The organism is Bradyrhizobium sp. HKCCYLRH2060 (assembly GCF_051168135.1).
Taxonomy (GTDB): Bacteria; Pseudomonadota; Alphaproteobacteria; order Rhizobiales; family Xanthobacteraceae; genus Bradyrhizobium.
Window position 1 is genome coordinate 78,275 of sequence record NZ_JBNPUK010000011.1, and the last position, 14,770, is coordinate 93,044.

Below are 14,770 nucleotides of genomic sequence, written 5' to 3' on the forward strand. Positions count from 1 at the left end.
GCTGTGCCCTTCGCGCCACGTCGCACGACGCGGTGGCGCGTGCTCGTGTCGTTGTGTCAGCGACCCTCGCGCACCCAGGTGGCGGCGAGCGCGCCGAGCAGCAGCAACAGGCCGATCACGCCGGCGAACATCGGCAGCACGCCGACGCCCTTGACGACGCTGGCGTCGCGCATCCGCACGCCCATCCAGCCGTCGCCGCTGAACAGCGTCGATGACCTGACGGGGACGATGCGCGGCATGTCGATGCCGGATCCGTCGGCGATGCGGCGGGCGTCGCCGCCGGTGGCCTGTGCCAGCGGCTTCAGCGTCTCGGTGGTCGAAGTGACCTCGGAGAATTCCTTCGGATTGGTCGGGCCGACATTGATGAGCGCCTTCAAGGTGCCGTCCGTGGCCTGCCACAGGCCGAGCTCGTTGGCCGGCAAGGTCGCGCGCCATTCGCCGGGATCGCCCTGACTCAACGTCAGCTCACGCGTCTGGCCGGACGGCGAAGTCACGGTGACCGGCGGCACGGTGTCGCCCATGGTCTGGCGGATGACGGCGAGATCCTTGCCCTGGATCTGGAGCCGCAGCGCCTCCTCATCCAGGTCAGGCTGCTGCATCAGCCAGTGCGACGTGCGTCGGAGCAGGTCGAGATGCGGACCGCCGCCCTCGTAGCCGCGCGCCCACAGCCAGATGTGGTCGGATAGCAGCAGCGCGACGCGGCCGGCGCCGAAACGCGACAGCAGCAAGAGCGGCTTGCCGTCGGCGCCGGTCATCACCGGCGGGCTGACCGCATTGCGCGTCTCCACGGTGCGGAAGAAGCGGCTCCAGCGCGGCGGCTCGGAGCCCGAGCCTTCGAGGCCGCGCGTCACCGGATGCCGTTTGCCGGCGTCGGACAGATGCGCATAGAACGGCTTCTCGGTGACGCCGACCGGCTCGGCGGGCAGCACCGAGTCGAGCGGTGTGCGCCAGATGCTGGTGTTGGAGGCGTAGTCCGGGCCGGCCGAGACCAGCACCGCGCCGCCATTGCGCACGTAGCGCGCGATGTTGTCGAAATAGGCGACCGGCAGCACGCCCTGGCGGGCATAGCGGTCGAAGATGATCAGCTGGAATTCGTTGATCTTCTGCTGAAACAGCTCGCGGGTCGGAAACGCGATCAGCGACAGCTCGTTGATCGGGGTGCCGTCCTGCTTCTCCGGTGGCCGGAGGATCGTGAAGTGGACGAGATCGATGCTGGCGTCTGACTTCAACAGGTTGCGCCAGGTACGCTCGCCCGAATGCGGCTCGCCCGACACCAGCAGCACGCGCAGCTTGTCGCGGACGCCATCGATCGAGACCACCGCGCGGTTGTTGACGAGGGTCAGCTCGTTGTCGAGCGGCGAGGCTTCGATCTCGACGATGTTCTGACCTTCGTGCTTGACGTCGACGTCGACATTGGCAGCCTGGCCGCTGGTCAAGGTGCGCTCGCTGATGACCTCGCCGTCGCGGCGGATCACGACCTTCGCGCTGGCGCCCGCGATGCCCTGATCATCGAGCCGGAAGCTGATGGTCTGGGGCTGGCCGACGATGCCGAAACGAGGGGCCGCGGTGATCGCGACGCGGCGGTCACGCTCGGCCTTCTGGCCCGTGATCAGGGCCTGCAGCGGAGCCTGGAAGCCGAGCGCGGCGAGGTTGCCGGGAATGTCGTGCACGCGGCCATCAGTGATCATGAAGGCGCCCGCGACCCGATCGACGGGGACGTCCGACAGGGCCGATGTCAGCGCGCTGAACAGATGCGTGCCGTCGGTCTCGCCGTCCGCCTGGCCGGCATCGACCACGCGGACCTCGAGGCCCTTGATCTTCTTCAGGCTGTCGACCAGCGACTCCTGGGCCGCCTGGGTCTGCTTGTTGCGGTCACCGAAATTCTGGCTCGGGCTCTTGTCGATCACGACGGCGGCGACCGAGCTCAGCGGCTCGCGGTCCTCGCGCGTGAACTGCGGGTTGGCCAGCGCGAGCGCGATCAAGGCCAGCGCGGTGACGCGGATCCAGGCCGAACGCGAGCGGCCGAGCAACAGCAGCGCCGCGATGACGACGATCGCGCCGATCGCAAGCCACAGCACGACCGGCGGAACCAGAGGTGTGAACGCGATGCCGTAGTTCATGAGGCAAACTCGCTGGCTTCGTCATCGCCGGGCTTGTCCCGGCCATCCACGTCGAGCCGCATGAAAGGTTGGACGTGGATGCCCGGGCCTTCGCCGCGCCGAAGCGGCTTCGGCCGCGCAGGCGGGACAAGCCCGGGCATGATGGTGGAGGTTTTGGCGCGATCAACGCGCATAACTGGCATCATTGCCCGAGCCGTTCGATCAGCGCCGGTGCGTGCACCTGATCAGCCTTGTAGTTGCCGGTCAGCGTGTACATCACGATGTTGACGCCAGCGCGGAAGGCGAATTCGCGCTGCCGCGGCTCGCCCGGAACCATCGGCAGCATGGCCTGGCCGTCGGGGCGGATGGCCCAGGCACCGGCCAGATCGTTGGAGGTGATGATGATCGGCGAGACACCGTCGCCGCCGCGCGCCGGGCGCGAGGCGCTGTCCTCGTCCTCGTCCTTCGGCAGCGCCTCGACCCAGGTCTGTCCTGTGGTGAAGCGGCCGGGGAAGTCGCGCAGCAGGTAGAACGTCTTGGTCAGCACGTGCTCGCGCGGCACCGGCTCGAGCTCGGGCACATCGAGCGACGACAGGATCTCGCGCAGCGACTGCATGCCCGGGGTCTGCTGCGCGCCGTTCTCGCCGGGGGGCGCCTCGACCGCGTCGCGGGTGTCGAAGATCACTGTGCCGCCCTGCTTCATGTAGGCATCGATCTTGTTGATCGCGTCCTGCGGCGGCTTCGGCACGCCCGGCACGATCGGCCAGTAGATCAGCGGGAAGAAGGCAAGCTCGTCATGGGCGGGATCGACGCCGACGGGATCGCCGGCTTCGAGCGCAGTCCGCTGCGCCAGGAACAAGGTCAGTCCGGTCAGCCCGGCCTTGACGATGGAATCGACGTCGGCATTGCCGGTCACGACATAGGCAAGCCGCGTCTGCGACACCGCGCGCATCGCGAAATCATCGCTTGCCGCATCGGCGCGCGCGGTGGTCGGCATTGCGACGGCGAGCAGGGCGCCGGTTGCAAGCACCGCAAGCGCGATGGACGCGGGTGCTGCACGTCGCCGCCGTGCGAGCGAGGCCAGCGCGCCGCCGAGGAGAGCGACGATGACCGCGTCGATCAGGAAAAGCAGCAGTGCGGTCGACAGCAGGATGCCCCGGAGATCGCGCGGCTCGGCGGTGGTGTAGCTGGCGCGGTTGGCGCGCAGCGCCGACGTGTCGAGCTGAAGAATGCGATCGGCGGGGCTCAGCGTGTTCACTGCGGTGGGTCCCTCGGCTGGGCCATAGAATCCGGGCGGATGATCCAGCGAAGCCCGGTCGTTGAAATCGGCCGGCAGCGGCTTGGCGGTCGAAGGCGGCGGTCCGAAGGCGCCGAAGCCGTCGAGGATGTGCAGCGGTGCCAGCGTGGCCTTGGCGGTCTCGCCGGCGGGACCCGGTCCCGGCGTCGAGGTGTAGCCGGACATGTCGACGATGCGGCGGAGCATCTCGACCATCGCGCCGGACATCGGCAGATCGGACCAGCGCATGTCCGCGCTGACGTGGAACAGCGCGATCACGCCTTTGCCGCGATGCTCGCCGGTGACGAGCGGCGTGCCGTCCTCCAGCGATGCCCAGCTCTTGGTCGCCAGCACGGCGTCGGGCTCGGCGAGGACCTGGCGGTTGACGGTGACGTCCCTCGGGACAGTGATGCCGGCGAACGGGCCGTCGGCGGCGAACGCGGCCAGGTGCTGCGGCTTCTCCCAGGTCAGGCTGCCGCCGAGCGTGCGGCCGCCGCGGCGCAGCTTGACCGGCACGAGATCGTCGTCGCCTTGCGCGAGGCGCGGTCCGGCGAAACGGACCAGTACGCCGCCGTTCTCGATCCAGCCGTTGAGCCGGTCGCGCAGCTCCGGCGACAGCGTGCCGACATCGGCCATCACGATCATCGGCACCTTCTGGTCGAGGAATTGCGTGATGACCTGCTGCGGCGCACCGCGGTCGCCGAGCCGGAGATCGGCGAACGGCGACAGCGCGCGGGTGAGGTAGAAGGTCGGGGCGAGCAGCGGCTGCGCGGTGTCGCTGGTGGCGCCGGAGACGATGCCGACGGCGCGGCGGCGCCAGCGCTTGTCGAGCAACTGCACGGCTCCGGCCGAGCGCTCGCCCGCAATCTCCAGCCGGGTGATGTCGTTGCGCAGCTCGACCGGCAGGTCGAAGCTCGCCTCGGCGTCGTGCGCGCCGGCGGCAAAGCTGAATTGTGCCTCGCCGAGCGGTGAGCCCTTGGCATCGAGCGCGCGGACGATGCCACCGGGAACGGAGAGATCGGCGCGCAGCACCTTCACCGTCATCTTGGCGGCGGCGTTCTCCGCGCCGGCCAGCGCCAGCGGCGAGGGCGTGCCGCCTTCGAACACCGTCAGGCTGCGGTCGCCGATGGTCTTAGCGAGACCCGTCACGAACTCGCTGCCGCGGCCGGGATCGACGCCGTCGGAGAACCACATGATCTCGGCATCGCCGGTCGCCTTCAGGAAGCGATCGAGCTGCGGCAGCGCATCGGCGCGCTCGGTCGTGTAGGCCTTGGGCGTGATCTGGCGCAGCGCGACGCGCGCCGCGCCGGCCGCCATCAAGGTGAGGTCACGCGCGGGCTCCGACAGCGGCAGCAGCGCGACGCCGCGGCGGTCGGCATCGGCATTGGCGATGATCTCGTCGGCGGCCCTGATGCGGGTGTCCCAGCTTGCGGCCGCGCTCCAGCTGTCGTCGAGCAGCAGCACCAACGGCGCCTTGCTGCCGACGGCCTCGGTGCGCGGATTCCAGATCGGACCGGCCGCGGCGAAGATCACGAGCGCCGCCGCGATCAGCCGCAGCAGGGTCAGCCACCAGGGCGAGCGCGACGGTGTCTCTTCCTTGGGCGTGATGTCGAACAGGAGGCGGGTCGGCGGAAACTCGATCCGGCGCGGCCGCGGCGGCATCACCCGCAGCAGCCACCACAGCACCGGCAGGCTGACGAGGCCGGTCAGCAGCAGCGGTTCGGCGAACGACAGCGGCAGGCCCATCATGCGCCGAGCCCTCCGGGGCCAGCGCCCACTTTGACGCCGCCGCGCGCGCCGACCTTCGCGGTCGTCATGCCGGCGTGCAGGAACAGCAGCAGCTCGGCGGCCGAGCGGCTGGTGGTGTGGGTGGTGAACAGCCAGTCGAGCCTGCCGGTCTCGGCGCGGATCTGGTCGCGATGCAGCGCCACGCGGGCGACGTAGTCCTGCGCCCAGCTCTCGGCGCGGCCGGCGGTGATCACCTCGCCGCCTTCCGGCTCGACGAACTCGACGCGGCCGGAATAGGGGAAGGTCTCCTCGGCGGGATCGACCACCTGGACCATCGTGCCGTGTGCGCCCGATGCGGACAGGCCGGCCAGCATGGTGCTGATCTCCGAGATCGGCGACCAGAAGTCCGACAGCACGACGATCTCGGCGAGCGCCGAGGGGACGAAGGACGGCGGCAGGCTCGGCCGCGCCGTCTCATCGTGCAGCATCGCCTGCGCGATGCGGTCGATCACGTTGCGGCTCGCGGTCGGATTGATCAGGCCGGGAATGCCGACGCGCTCGCCGCCGGCCACCAGCAGTTCGGCCAGGGCGAAGGTCACGATCAGGGCGCGCTCGAGCTTGCTGTCGCGCGCGCCCTTCGACGCGAAGGCCATCGAGGGCGAGCGGTCCGGCCAGATCCACACCGTGTGCGCGGCCTCCCATTCCTGCTCGCGGACATAGAGATGGTCGTCGCGCGCCGAGCGGCGCCAGTCGACGCGCTGCGACGGCTCGCCGGAGACGAAGCGGCGGTACTGCCAGAAGCTTTCGCCGGAGCCGGCGCGACGACGGCCATGCAGACCATGGATCACGTTGGCGGCGATCTGGCGCGCTTCCAGCACGAGACGCGGCAGCGACGATGCCAGCGTCCGGCTTTCGCCATCGGCACGCCGTATCGCGAGAATTTCCTTGTCGGCGTGCCCCGTCGCTGCGGCCATCAGCCAATCCGGCTCTTCAGTTGCCGGATCACGTCCGGAATGGTGCGTCCCTCGGCGCGCGCCGGGAAGGTCAGCGCCATGCGGTGCTTGAGCACGGGCTCGGCGAGATCGAGCACGTCGTCGATCGAGGGCGCGAGGCGGCCGTCGAGCAGCGCGCGCGCGCGCACCGCGAGCATCAGCGATTGGCTGGCGCGCGGACCCGGGCCCCAGGCGATCAGCTTGCCGGCGTCGCCGGCCTCCGGACCGGGACGCGCCGAGCGGACCAGCGACAGGATCGCCTCGACCACGGAATCGCCGACCGGCAGGCGCCGCACCAGGCGCTGGGCCGCGATCAACGCATCGGCCGTCATCGCGCCCTTGGCGGCGCTCTCCTCGGCGCCGGTGGTCTCGAACAGGATGCGGCGCTCGGCGTCGCGATCCGGATAGTCGACGTCGATCTCCATCAGGAAGCGGTCGAGCTGCGCCTCGGGCAACGGATAGGTTCCTTCCTGCTCGAGCGGATTCTGGGTCGCGAGCACGTGGAAGGGCTTGGGCAGGTCATGACGGGCGCCTGCAACGGTGATGTGCTGCTCCTGCATGGCTTGCAGCAAGGCCGACTGCGTGCGCGGGCTGGCGCGGTTGATCTCGTCCGCCATCAGGAGCTGCGCGAACACCGGGCCGGCGATGAAGCGGAACGACCGCTTGCCGCCGGCACTCTCGTCGAGCACCTCGGCGCCGAGGATGTCCGACGGCATCAGGTCGGGCGTGAACTGGATGCGCTTGGCATCGAGGCCGAGCGTGACGCCCAGGGTCTCGACCAGCTTGGTCTTGGCGAGGCCGGGGACGCCGATCAGCAGCGCGTGGCCGCCGGACAGGATGGTCACCAGCGTGTTTTCCACCACGCGGTCCTGGCCGAAGATGACGCTGGAGATCGCATCCTTTGCCGCTCGGATCTGGCCGGAGACCTGTTCGGCCGACCGGACGATCGCATCCTCGAGCTTCTCGGCACTCTCAGCCATTCCCGTCGCTCCTTCTGCCCCGCGTCTTCGACTTTCGGACGGACGTTCCGCTCCAGTTTGCCGGGGAAGCGGATGCCAATCTATGCGAAGGCGCTGTATTCGTTGAGTTAAACTATCCCCATATTATCGGCATTACGGGGTATTGACGGCATCACGTTATGGCGACCTTACCTGACCTGCAGGGCCGCCAGGAACTTTTGCACAGACGACAGCGATGGAATCTTGCACCAATCGTGCCAAGGTGGACGCAAACTCAAGGCAAACCATGGCGAAGCAAGGGCAGACCACCGACAACGGACTCGACACCGCCAACGGACTCGATCGGCTGACGTCGGCGGCAACGCAGGCCGGCACGTCCGCAAAGGGACTGCCGCCGGTGCATTTGTGGAATCCGCCATTCTGCGGCGATCTCGACATGCGAATCGCCGGTGATGGTAGCTGGTACTACATGGGCACGCCAATCGGGCGGCCGGCGCTCGTGCGGCTGTTCTCGACCATCCTCAAGCGTGAAGGTGACCGCTATTTCCTGGTCACGCCGGTGGAGAAGGTCGGCATCCGCGTCGATGACGCCCCCTTCACGGCCGTAGAAATGCGGACGGAGAGCGATGCGCGCGGGCCGCTGCTGCATTTCCGCACCAATGTCGACGACTGGGTCGCGTGCGATGCCGAGCACCGGCTGCGCTTCGAGCCCGGCGACAGCGGCGGCCTGACGCCCTATCTGCATGTGCGGGCCGATCTCTGGGCCAAGGTGACGCGGGCGCTGTACTACGAGCTTGTTGACATGGGCGAGGAGCGGATGATCGATGGGCGTGTCATGTTCGGCGTGGGGTCCGGCGGCGCGTTCTTCCCCATGGCCGATGCAGAAGAGGTGAGGGCGGCGCTTTGAACCAGCCCATGGTGAGGAACGGGACCGCTGGGCTCAGTTCAGCCGATTTCTTCGCGCGGGGCCGCGCGCGGCTGCGCTTCGACGTTCCGCAGGCCCTGCTCGATCCCGATGTCATTCCGGCCAGCGGAGATTCCGGCACCGACCGCATGCTCGAGATCATCTCCCGCGAGCAGCCGATCCGCCCCGCGGCAGTGCTGATCCCGGTGGTCGACCATCCCGAGCCGACGGTCCTGTTGACCCAGCGCTCGCCGAACCTCTCGAGCCATGCCGGACAGATCGCCTTTCCCGGCGGCAAGATCGACGTCACCGATGCCTCGCCGCTCGATGCCGCCCTGCGCGAGGCCGAGGAGGAGGTCGGGCTCGACCGCAGCTTCGTCGACCCGATCGGCTATCTCGACGTCTATGGCACCGCGTTCGGCTTCCGCATCCTGCCCACGGTGGCGCGGGTGCGGCCCGGATTCACGCTCAAGATCAACGCCGGCGAGGTCGACGACGCCTTCGAGGTGCCGCTGGCCTTCCTGATGGACCCCGCCAATCATCAGCTGCATTCCAAGGAGTTTCGCGGCATGGAGCGCTCGTATTACGCGATGCCGTTCGCCGAGCGCTACATATGGGGCGCCACAGCCGGCATCCTTCGGGTCTTGTACGAACGGATATGTCGGCCATGATCCGTGGCGTGTTGACGGAAATCGGAATTTTCCTCATTCCTTTTGCGGTTTATGTGTTGTTCTTGCTCGCGACCAAATCGGGGCTGTTGGTGCCGGCCAGCTGGCCCTTTCATCTGATCACAAAATTGACGGTGGCGGCGCTGGTGTTGGTGATTGCAAGTCTGGTCCTGCTCGCCGAGTTCTCCGGCGCGCCGCCGCGTTCGACCTACGTCCCCGCTCATGTCGAGAACGGCAGGCTCGTTCCAGGGGTCGAGAAATGATCGACGCGCGGGTGCTGCACGCGCCCTGGCTCTCGTCCGGTCCCGCCGCGCGCGTGCTCGCGCTGCTCAATTGCGACGGCGAGGAGGCGCGGGTGGTCGGCGGCGCCGTGCGCAATGCGCTGCTCGGCATCGCCATCGGCGACATAGACATCGCGACCACGGCGCTGCCGGCGGAGGTGGTCCGGCGTGCCAAGGCGGCGTCGATCAAGAGCGTTCCGACCGGCATCGACCACGGCACCGTGACCCTCGTGCTCGAGGGGCATCCGTTCGAGGTCACGACGCTGCGCGAGGATACCGAGACCTTCGGCCGCAAGGCCAAAGTCGAGTTCGGCCGCGACTGGGTCGGCGACGCGCACCGGCGCGACTTCACCATCAACGCGCTCTCCGTCGGGCCGGACGGCGTGGTGCATGATCACGTCGGCGGTCTCGCCGACATCGCCCAACGCCGCGTGCGCTTCATCGGCGATCCCGCCCAGCGCATCGCCGAGGATTATCTGCGCATCCTGCGCTTCTTCCGCATCCATGCGGCATTCGGGCATGGCGCCCCTGATCGCGAGGGCTATCTGGCCTGCATCGCCGGCCGTGGCGGGCTTGCGACGCTGTCAGCCGAGCGCGTGCGCATGGAGATGCTGAAGCTGCTCGTCACCGACGGCGCGGTCGGCGCCGTCGCGGCGATGGCGGATGGCGGGTTGCTGACGGCGATCCTCGGCGGCGTCGCCTATCTCGGTCCGTTCGCCGCGATGATCGGCATCGAGCGCGAGCTGGAGCTGCCGCCGAGCGCGGTCCGCCGTCTTGCCGCGCTCGCGGTCGCCGTGACCGAGGATGCGCGCCGGCTCGGCGTCAGGCTGAAGCTCTCCAATGCCGAGACCAAGGCGCTCGACGGCATGGGCCATCGCTGGTGGCGGTTCGCTTCCGCCGACGAGGCGCGGGTCCGGCGTCTGCTGTATCGTCTCGGCGAGACCGTCTACCGCGACCGCCTGATGCTCGGCTGGGCGCGGGCGCGCGATCGCGGCGACCGGCGCTGGCGCGAGCGTGCGCTGTTGCCGCAGCGCTTCACGCCGCCGAAATTGCCGTTGAAGGCGGCCGATTTCATCGCGCGTGGGGTTGCGGAGGGACCGCTTCTCGGTCATGTGCTCACCCTCGCAGAGGATGCCTGGTTGGCTGCGGACTTTCCGCTCGACGAGGCATCGCTGAACGCGATCGCCGACCAGGCGGCGGCGCGCGTCAATCGCGACGGACGTTCATGAATTTTCTGGCAGGCTTTGCCGACATCTCGCTCTCGCAACTCCTGCTCGTCGCCGCCGTCGCCCTGTTCGCTTCCATCATCGGCGGTCTTGCCGGCTACGGCACCGGCGCTCTCATGCCGCTCGTACTGGTGCCGATGGTCGGCGCCGAACCGGTAGTGCCGATCATCGCGATCTCCGCGATCCTCACCAACCTCAGCCGTGTCGTTGCCTATATCAGCCACGCCGACCGTGCGCGCGCCGGAATCGTCATCGCGGCGGCAGCGCTCACGACCGCGCTCGGCGCCTACGGCTACACGCGACTGACCAATGCCGGCGCGGCGTTCGTGATCGGCACGATGCTCATGATGAGCGTTCCGCTGCGGCGGATCCTGCGCAAGCGCGAGGTCCGGATCGGCAATGGCGGGCTTGCCGCCGGCGCGGTCGGTTATGGCGTGCTGGTCGGCGGCACCTCTGGTTCCGGCGTGATCCTGCTGTCGCTGCTGATGGCCGCCGGCCTCGAAGGCGCCGCGGTCATCGCCACCGATGCGATGATCTCGGTGGCGACGGGCGTCATCAAGATCTCGGTGTTCGGCCTCGCAGGCGTGGTCACGGCGCAGGTGCTGGCCTTCGCCCTGCTGATCGGCGCGGTCGCGGTGCCCGGCGCGTTCCTCGCCAAGGCCTTCGTCGCGCGCATGCCGGTGCACATCCACGCCGCCATCATTGACGCCGCCGTGATCACCGGCGGCGGCGTGATGATCGCGTCGGCGCTGCGACACCTGCTGCCGGCGGGGTAGCTTTCCGGCGTCAGGCCACCTGCTGGCCCGTCTCCCGATCGGATGGCGTGATGGTGTCGGTCTCCGCACGTGCCACGATGGCATCGAGCGCGGCGACGGCCCGGTTCGTCACCTCGTCGATCGGCGGGACCATGCCGCCGGAGGCGAGCTCGACCCGGTTGCGGCCCTTGTGCTTGGCGCGGTACAGCGCGCCGTCGGCGACGCGCAGGATCTCCGTCAGGTCGAGGCCGGCCTCGGGATAGGCGGCGACGCCGACCGAGATCGTCACCCGCGGCAGCATGCCCTCGCCATAGCTGATGTTGAGCGCCTCGACGCGGGCGCGCAGCTCCTCCGCGCGCAGCGCGGCCTCCTCGATTCCGCAGTTCGGCAGCATGACGACGAACTCCTCGCCGCCGAGGCGGCAGGGCACGTCGTCGCCGCGGAACGTGGCCTTGAGGATCTCTCCGACATGGCGCAGCACGGTGTCGCCGGCTTCGTGACCGTGATTGTCGTTGAACGACTTGAAGTGGTCGATGTCCAAGGTCACCACGCTCAGCGGCGTCTGATTGCGCGCGGCGCGCAGCAGTTCGCGGCGTGCCGTCTCGATCAGATAGCGGCGATTGTTCAGCCCGGTCAGCGTATCGCGTAGCGACTGGTCACGCAGGCCTTCGCGCAGCTTCATGTTGGCGATGGCAATCGACAGGTGCTCGGCGCAGGCGAGCGCGAGGCGGGCCCGATCGGCGAAGCGCGCCTTGGCCTCGGCCGCGGTGTCGCGGTCGTCGAAATTGTAGGCGACGTGCAGCAGTCCGACAGTCTCGCCATGGGCCAGGATCGGGATGCAGCAGTAGTTCTCATTGGTCTCGTGGTGCACGTGGTCGCAGCGGAATTCGACCTCGCTCGTGCCATGGACGTAGACATGGCCGCGGCGCAGGCTCCAGCAATCGTCGGGGTGCAGGGTCCGGGTGGGCAGCGTGCCGTTCCATTCGGCGGCCAGTTCGAGCACGTCGCGGCTGTCGGCGTAGATGTAGAGCGCGCCCGTGCATTCCGGCATCAGTCCGCCGAGCACGGTCGAGATCATCCCGTAGAGCTCGCTCTCGGACTTGGCCGACTGCAGCCATTCGCTGAGCTCCGAGAGGGTTCGTGTCGCCGCGTTCAGGCGTTCGTTCTCGACCAGGCTCTTGCGGAACACGGCCAGCGCCCGCGCCATCATGCCGAGCTCGTTGCTGTGGCCGGCATAGGGAATCTCGGTCTGCAGCTCGCCCCTGGCGATCGCCTCCATGCTGCGGGTGATGCGGAAGATCGGCATCGAGACATCGTGGACGACGAACAGCAGCGTCGCCAGCCCGATCAGCACGCTGACGCCGTTGACCGACCACAGCACCAGGCGAAACACCTGGGCATCCAGCGTCGCGCTCTCGATCGCGCTGTCGGCGCGATGGTCGGCGAGCCTGATGCCGTGTCCGATTGCATCGACCACGGCCTGGAAGACCGGCGGCGTTTCGATGTTGACGACATGCTCCAGGCGGTCGCGGCTCGCCCCGACCTCCGGCTCGAGCATCACCGCCTGCTGCTTCTGGTACAGGTCCCATTTGTTGACGAACTCGTCGAACGCCATCTTCAACGGCGCGTCGGTGCCGATCGTGTCCTGGAAGCGCGCGATCTTCGCATCGACGTCGGTGGTGCGGCGTCTCAGCTCCTGCTCGGACGCGGCGCGTGGCTCGGCCGCGGTGGAGAGGGCTGCGCGGATCGCGACGAGATGGGTGTGGGCGATGCTGACGTTGAGATCACCCAGGGTGTGAATCTTCGGCAGCCGGTCGCGGTTGATGTTCTCGATCGCGTCCTGCAGCGCCGACAGCCGCATCGTCGCCATGACCGACACGCCGGCGAGGATCGCCAGCAGCAGGAAGACGGACGTCAGGAGCGAGTTCTTGATCGACACGCCCAGGGAGATCTGCGGCAGATTGAGAGCCATGACACCGACGCTGCTCGAACCGGCTTGCGATCGGTCGAAGCGGCGCGCAAGGACTGGCGCCTATTCCCCTCCAAGCCCCGCAGCGAATAGACGCTTGTGCGAATTTCGATTCGGTTACGGGCAGGCCGCAGGTCACCGGGGGAGGGCACGAACGGCGCGCGCGGTTAAAGGCGCGTGTCCCGTCAAGGTGAACGACGGGCTAACGCTCAGGCCGGCACCAGCTCGGTCAGCGAGCGGATGATGCGGTCGGGCTTGACGTCGGTGCCTTCGGGCAGGCCGTCGCCATGGACGTCGATCCAGATCGAATAGATGCCGAGCCGCTGCGGCGCGACGATCTCCCATTCGAGATTGTCGCCGATCATCCAGGTGTCGTCCGGACCGACGCCGAGCCGCTCCATCGCGTGCCAATAGGCGCGCTCCTCGGGCTTGCCGAAGCCGTGCTCGCCCTCGATCTGGATGTGGTCGAAGCGATGCGCCAGCGCGAAGCGCTCGATCTTGGCGCGCTGCTGGCCGGCCTCGCCGTTGGTGACGAGCGCCAGCCTGACGCCGCGCGCCTTGAACGCGTCGATCGCCTCGTGGGCGCCGGGGAAGACGAACATCTGCTCGTCGCGGTAGGCGGTGAAGCGGTCGGCGATGCGGATGGCGAGCTCGGTCGGCGGGGCGGCGCCGGCGCTGGTCAGCGCCGCGAAGCCGCCCTTCACCACCTCCTGCCGCGCCTGGATCAGCTTCATCCGCCACTCCGCGCCCGCGACCGACCAGAAGCTGCGCGCGGAGGCCAGGATCGCAGCGGCCACGGCCTGCGGCGTATGCGGCGCGAGTTCGTCGGCGAACTCGGTGGCGACGATGTTCCAGGCGATCTCGGGACGGCCATAGGCCGACAGGATGGTGTCATCCATGTCGATCAGCATGGCGCGGGGCAGGGCGGCGGTCATAATGAGCTTACGGGTCAATCAAACAAGGGTTTCAGGGCCATTTCACTTCAGGCGGCATCGACGACAGAATGGACTCCACATTGCCACCGGTTTTCAGCCCAAATGTGGTGCCGCGGTCATAAAGCAGGTTGAATTCCACATAGCGGCCGCGCCGGATCAGCTGCTCCTCGCGGTCCGCCTCGGTCCAAGGCGCGGCAAAATTGCGCCGGACCAGCTCGGGATAGATGGCGAGAAAGGCGCGGCCGACGTCCTGGGTGAAGGCGAGGTCGGCCTCCCAGTCGCCGGAATCGTGATGGTCGTAGAAGATGCCGCCGATGCCGCGCGGCTCCTTGCGGTGGGGCAGGTAGAAGTACTCGTCGCACCAGCGCTTGTACTTGTCATAGGAGGCGACAGCCGCGTGTGCGTCGCAGGCACCTTTCATCGCGGCATGGAAGGCGACCGTGTCAGAGTCCTCCTGGGTGCGGCGGCGGTCCAGCACCGGCGTCAGATCGGCGCCGCCGCCGAACCAGGCTTTTGTCGTGACGACGAAGCGCGTGTTCATGTGCACCGCCGGCACGTGCGGCGACCACAGATGCGCGATCAGCGAGATGCCGGAGGCCCAGAACCGCGGGTCTTCCGAGGCGCCGGGAATCTGGCTGCGGAATTCCGGGGCGAACTCGCCATGCACGGTCGAGCAGTGCACGCCGACCTTCTCGAACAGCCGGCCGTGCATCATGCTCATGACGCCGCCGCCGCCATGCCCGCCGCCATGGTCGGTGCGCTCCCACGGCGTGCGCACGAACCGGCTCGGTGCGCGCGGATAGAGCGCAGCCGGCGCCTCGTCCTCGAGCCGCTCGAACGCCGCGCAGATCTGGTCGCGCAGGCTCTCGAACCAGGCGCGGGCGCGGGCCTTGCGATCCTCGATGGCGGCGATGGTCATGGACGCTCCCCCCTGGCACATTGGCGGTCACCCCGCCGTCAAGAGTCCATGACAGCCGG

The 14,770-nt window shown here is 68.4% G+C and carries 12 protein-coding genes; 5 read left to right on the top strand and 7 right to left on the bottom strand.

The genetic code is table 11. From position 1 onward, the window contains the following. Positions 1-56: 56 nt before the first annotated feature. From ACQR10_RS21310 to ACQR10_RS21325, 4 genes are all read right to left on the bottom strand, one after another. A complete protein-coding gene (locus tag ACQR10_RS21310; protein WP_316217335.1) occupies positions 57-2,120 on the bottom strand; it encodes a hypothetical protein in 2,064 nt (687 codons plus the stop codon). 181 nt (positions 2,121-2,301) lie between these two features. Further along, positions 2,302-5,124 (bottom strand): DUF4159 domain-containing protein, encoded by a 2,823-nt coding sequence (locus ACQR10_RS21315; RefSeq protein WP_316217334.1) that lies wholly within the window; start codon positions 5,122-5,124, stop codon positions 2,302-2,304. Next, on the bottom strand, positions 5,121-6,077 hold the full coding sequence (locus ACQR10_RS21320) for a DUF58 domain-containing protein (RefSeq protein ID WP_316217333.1): 957 nt from the start codon (positions 6,075-6,077) through the stop codon (positions 5,121-5,123). The genes ACQR10_RS21315 and ACQR10_RS21320 overlap by 4 nt, the downstream gene beginning before the upstream one ends. After that, a complete protein-coding gene (locus ACQR10_RS21325) occupies positions 6,077-7,075 on the bottom strand; it encodes an AAA family ATPase (protein WP_316217332.1) in 999 nt (332 codons plus the stop codon). Before ACQR10_RS21325 ends, ACQR10_RS21320 begins: the two co-directional genes overlap by 1 nt. Before the next feature lie 265 nt (positions 7,076-7,340). On the opposite strand from ACQR10_RS21325, the gene ACQR10_RS21330 reads away from it, so the two are divergent. Genes ACQR10_RS21330 through ACQR10_RS21350 form a run of 5 tightly spaced genes read left to right on the top strand, consistent with a single transcriptional unit; the run spans position 7,341 to position 10,909 of the window. Next, positions 7,341-7,961: a DUF1285 domain-containing protein gene (locus ACQR10_RS21330; RefSeq protein ID WP_316217331.1), complete on the top strand. Its 621-nt coding sequence runs from the start codon at positions 7,341-7,343 to the stop codon at positions 7,959-7,961. An 8-nt stretch (positions 7,962-7,969) separates the two neighbouring features. Beyond that, a complete protein-coding gene (locus ACQR10_RS21335; protein ID WP_410051435.1) occupies positions 7,970-8,629 on the top strand; it encodes a CoA pyrophosphatase in 660 nt (219 codons plus the stop codon). Beyond that, a complete protein-coding gene (locus ACQR10_RS21340; RefSeq protein ID WP_315802775.1) occupies positions 8,626-8,889 on the top strand; it encodes a DUF6111 family protein in 264 nt (87 codons plus the stop codon). The genes ACQR10_RS21335 and ACQR10_RS21340 overlap by 4 nt, the downstream gene beginning before the upstream one ends. Continuing rightward, positions 8,886-10,136 carry a CCA tRNA nucleotidyltransferase gene (locus ACQR10_RS21345; RefSeq protein WP_315802776.1) on the top strand — a complete coding sequence of 417 codons (1,251 nt, stop codon included), beginning with the start codon at positions 8,886-8,888 and terminating at the stop codon, positions 10,134-10,136. Before ACQR10_RS21340 ends, ACQR10_RS21345 begins: the two co-directional genes overlap by 4 nt. Continuing rightward, entirely contained in the window at positions 10,133-10,909 is a 777-nt protein-coding gene (locus ACQR10_RS21350; protein ID WP_316217328.1) for a TSUP family transporter, read from the top strand. Before ACQR10_RS21345 ends, ACQR10_RS21350 begins: the two co-directional genes overlap by 4 nt. Positions 10,910-10,919: 10 nt before the next feature. Here the strand turns inward: ACQR10_RS21350 and ACQR10_RS21355 are convergent, their stop codons facing one another. From ACQR10_RS21355 to hemF, 3 genes are all read right to left on the bottom strand, one after another. Next, positions 10,920-12,860: a diguanylate cyclase gene (locus ACQR10_RS21355; protein WP_315802778.1), complete on the bottom strand. Its 1,941-nt coding sequence runs from the start codon at positions 12,858-12,860 to the stop codon at positions 10,920-10,922. Between the two features lie 206 nt (positions 12,861-13,066). Continuing rightward, positions 13,067-13,792, bottom strand: a complete 726-nt coding sequence (locus ACQR10_RS21360; RefSeq protein WP_316217327.1) for an HAD family hydrolase — start codon at positions 13,790-13,792, stop codon at positions 13,067-13,069. A 31-nt stretch (positions 13,793-13,823) separates the two neighbouring features. Further along, on the bottom strand, positions 13,824-14,711 hold the full coding sequence (gene hemF / locus ACQR10_RS21365; RefSeq protein WP_315802780.1) for an oxygen-dependent coproporphyrinogen oxidase: 888 nt from the start codon (positions 14,709-14,711) through the stop codon (positions 13,824-13,826). Positions 14,712-14,770: the final 59 nt, after the last annotated feature.